The organism is Roseimaritima sediminicola, from assembly GCF_009618275.1.
GTDB classification, from domain to species: domain Bacteria; phylum Planctomycetota; class Planctomycetia; order Pirellulales; family Pirellulaceae; genus Roseimaritima; species Roseimaritima sediminicola.
This window is the reverse complement of record NZ_WIAD01000102.1, coordinates 1-3,757: the sequence shown is the minus strand read 5'-3', so window position 1 is coordinate 3,757 and position 3,757 is coordinate 1. Positions and strand designations below refer to the sequence as shown.

Genomic DNA, 3,757 nt, shown 5'->3' with positions numbered 1-3,757 from the left:
ACAAATCTCAAATCTCAAATCTCAAATCTCAAATCGAGCACGAGCACGAGCACGAGCACGAGCACGAGCACGAGCACGAGCACGAGCACGAGCACGATTCAAACTCGCCCCTCGCCACTCGCTTCCTCCAAACTCTGGCGAGTTCAGCTACGGGTGGTCCCGACCCACAACCAAATACTGCTCTTGTGGCCGGGCGGGGCGAATCGTTACTTACCGCGTGCTTAGACAGCCTGTCGACATTGGGAAAGGAGTCCGGAATGCCGCGAAGGCTGGCGTTGATTAACGTCTTTTGCTGTGGATTGCTGCTGGTCGCTACCGGCTCGCCCGCCTGCTTTGGTCAGTTTGGCGGCGGCGGGATGGGCGGCAGTGGAGGCGGTGCGCCGCCACCGGCCGAACGGGCCAAATTCCGCGAACATGTTCACGACATGGGCGGCTTGCGGGTGCGCCGCGAGGTGGGCGATACGATCGTCACCGCTGTGGAGGTGCGCGGCAACCGCTTCGTCGGCACCGAACGCATCATGCAGCTGCTGGAAACCCGCCCGGATCGGCTGTTCAGCGAAGAGACGGTACTGAGCGATATCCGCAAACTGAATGAGTTCGGGGCGTTCTCCGATGTCCGCTACCACGTCGCCGATCGCGAGGGCGGCAAGCATGTGACGTTCGAAGTCACCGAGCTGCCGACGGTCTCCGAGGTCGTGTACTTCGGCAACCACGGGTTGAACGACCGCGAACTGCGCGGCCGTAGCGGGATCGCCGCCAAGGATCCGCTGAACGAGTTCACGATCGAATCGGCCGTCCGCCGGCTGGAGGATTACTACCGCGAACAAGGCTTCAACAATGCCGTGATCAGCGCCCAGGTCGGCCACGACCGGGATCCGCGAGCGGTGGTGTTTCGCATCAACGAAGGCGTCAAAGAGCGAATCCACAAAATCAATATCATCGGCAACCAGATCGAGGGTGAGGCGCGGCTGAAAAAAGTCATCCGCTCGCGAGACTCCTTCATGGGCGTCGGCCACTACATCGGCAACACCGCCAACCTCCAGCAGATCGATCAGGACGTCGACATCCTGACCAGCTACTACCGCAACCTGGGTTTCCTGCGAGCCCACGTGAGTCGCCAGATCGAATACGACGAAACCGGCAAATGGCTGAACGTCACCTTCGTGGTCGTCGAGAACGAACGCTACATCATCAACGACATCAAGATCGTCGGAAACCAGTTTGTCGACGAAGACAAACTGCGGGAACGGCTGTCGCTCAAGCCCGGCGACTACTTCAGCGGCCTGAAGCTGAACCTGGACACCAACGAACTGACCTACGCCTACGGCACGCTGGGCTTTATTTACTGTGAAGTCGAACCGCAACCGGTGATGCGTGACGAACCCAATCGCGTCGACCTGGTGTTCAAGATCAACGAAGGGGATCGTTGGAAGATCGGACAGATCTTCGTAAACATCGAAGGCGAACCCCACCTGATGCGCGAGACGATGCTGTTGAACCAACTGGACCTGGTGGAAGGGCAATACATCGACCGGCGGAAACTGGAAAGCGGCCGCAATGTGATGAATCGGCTGCAGCTGTTCGAAACCAATCCGACGCTGGCCGACCCACCGGACATCAAAGTGGTTCCGCGGGAGGATAGCTTTGACTACGAGTACTAACATGCGACCTGCAACCCACGAGCCGAGCGTGTATTGGTTCCCCCGCGTCCTCTTCGGCCGGCCGGCCGGAATCCTGCTTGCCGCCCTGTTGGCCGTCGCGACCGGTTGTTCGCGGATGCCCCGCGGCGCGGACCATCCGTTCACGTCCTTTTCGACCGCTGTGCACGTCCCGCCCACGGCGGTGGCCGCTTCGGGGCCCGCTGCCCGGCGCGGTTCGGTCGCGGCCCGTCCGCCGCTGGACCAGTTGCAAGCCAATCGCGGCGAAATCATCCGAGCCCAGGGCGGCTCGCCATGGTCCCTGCCGCCGGCAACCAATACGCCGGCGGCCAGTCCCGGTGCTGCGCCCTCGGCGCAAGTGGCCCAGCGGACGCCCCAGGCCGGCTACGGCACCCTGCCACCACCGGCGCAGCCCGCTCCGCCGGCCTCGCCCTATTCCGCCAACCAGCCGCCCGTCGCCGGCGGCAGCGTCCCGCCGTCGTATCAGAGCGCACCGGCCTACCAGAGCGCACCGGGCTACCAGGGTGCACCGGGCTACCAAGGTGCGACGGGCTACCCGTCTGGACCGCCGATCGAAGTGGTGCCTTCGGGGCCCAACGTCGACGGCACGATTTTCCAAGATCCCGCTTACGGTGGCACCACCTTTGCCCCGGCTCCGCAGCCCTACCTGCCGCGTGACAACGTGGCCGACCTGTACGTGACCGGAGCTCCGGGGCGGACCGGCCGGATCATGCTCGGCGGTGCGGTCAACAGCGACGCCGGGATCACCGGACAATTGACCATCGACGAACGCAACTTCGATATCCGGCGTTGGCCGACCAGTTTCCATGATCTGTTCAGCGGCACGGCGTTCCGCGGCGACGGACAATCGCTGCGTATCGAAGCCGCGCCGGGCAGCCGCTACCAACGCTACAGCATCCAGTTCGGCGAGCCCAACCTGTTCGATACCAACGTCAGCATGAACCTGTCCGGCTTCCTGTACGACCGCCGCTTCCAGGACTGGGACGAAAGCCGCATCGGTGGCCGTTTGGCGCTCGGGTACCGGCTGACCCCGGACCTATCGGCTTCTCTGGGCCTGCAGGGACAAAGCGTCGAACTGTCCGATCCGCGGATTCCCGGGATCCCCGAGATCGATCGCTACCTGGGCGCCCACAACCTGTTCACCGGTCAGTTCCAATTCACGCACGACACGCGAAACAGCCCGTTCGCGCCCAGCCAGGGACATCTGCTGGAGTGGAGTTTCGAGCAGGCGTTTGGCGACTTTGATTTCCCCAAAGCCGAACTGGATTATCGCCGTTACTTCCTGGTCCGGCAGCGCGCCGACGGCTCCGGAAAGCACACGCTGTCGCTGGGCACGCAGTTCGGCGTCAGCGGCAGCGACACCCCGGTCTTCGAAAACTTCTTCGCCGGCGGTTACGCCACGCTGCGTGGTTTTGAATTCCGCGGCGCCAGCCCAACGATCGCCACCGCTCAGGTCGGTGGTCGTTTCAGCTGGATCAGCAGCATCGAGTACATGGCACCGCTGACGGCCGACGACGCCTTCAACGCCGTGGCCTTCGTCGACTTCGGAACCGTCGAACGGGACTTTCACATCAAGTCGGAGAACTTCCGCGTCGCCCCCGGATTTGGATTCCGCGTCGCGATCCCCGCGATGGGCCCAGCCCCGCTGGCCTTCGACTTTGCCTTCCCGATCGCCCACGCCGACACCGACGAACGGCAAGTGTTCAGCTTCTACATGAGCGCCGCGAGGTAGCGACCGCGAGAGCGACGAGAGCCAACGCGGCGAGCCTTTCAACCACTAATCTTCACTAATCGCACGCTGATAAGAAATCCAATCCATGCAGTTTGGGTTAGTGTTCGATGAGTGAAGATCAGTGTTCCCCCAAGGCCGCCTGCAGCCGCGCCGAAAAATTTGAAATCTTCTGATCATTAACGGATTCTATGTGATGAAGAGAATCGTTTTCTCCCCTCTCCCCCGAAGCCTGGCGAGCCTAAGCGAGCCAGGATTCGGGGGAGAGGGGAGAAAATGTCACCTTCTATCGCTCCGAGCCGTACACAGATTCCGCCGGAGTCAGCAAATCTCAAATCTCAAATCTCAA

The 3,757-nt window shown here is 62.1% G+C and carries 2 protein-coding genes; both read left to right on the top strand.

Annotated features, from left to right (window positions below; translation table 11 throughout):
* The first annotated feature begins 257 nt into the window (after nucleotides 1-257).
* Nucleotides 258-1,661 (top strand): BamA/OMP85 family outer membrane protein, encoded by a 1,404-nt coding sequence (locus GE027_RS22340; protein WP_153559451.1) that lies wholly within the window; start codon nucleotides 258-260, stop codon nucleotides 1,659-1,661.
* A gap of 1 nt (nucleotide 1,662) precedes the next feature.
* Nucleotides 1,663-3,411 (top strand): BamA/TamA family outer membrane protein, encoded by a 1,749-nt coding sequence (locus GE027_RS22335; RefSeq protein ID WP_237607735.1) that lies wholly within the window; start codon nucleotides 1,663-1,665, stop codon nucleotides 3,409-3,411.
* Nucleotides 3,412-3,757 lie beyond the last annotated feature (346 nt).

Excerpts from the sequence above, each read along its gene's own strand:
- GE027_RS22335 (WP_237607735.1), top strand. The coding sequence starts at position 1,663 with ATGCGACCTGCAACCCACGAGCCGAGCGTGTATTGGTTCCCCCGCGTC.
- GE027_RS22340 (WP_153559451.1), top strand. The coding sequence starts at position 258 with ATGCCGCGAAGGCTGGCGTTGATTAACGTCTTTTGCTGTGGATTGCTG.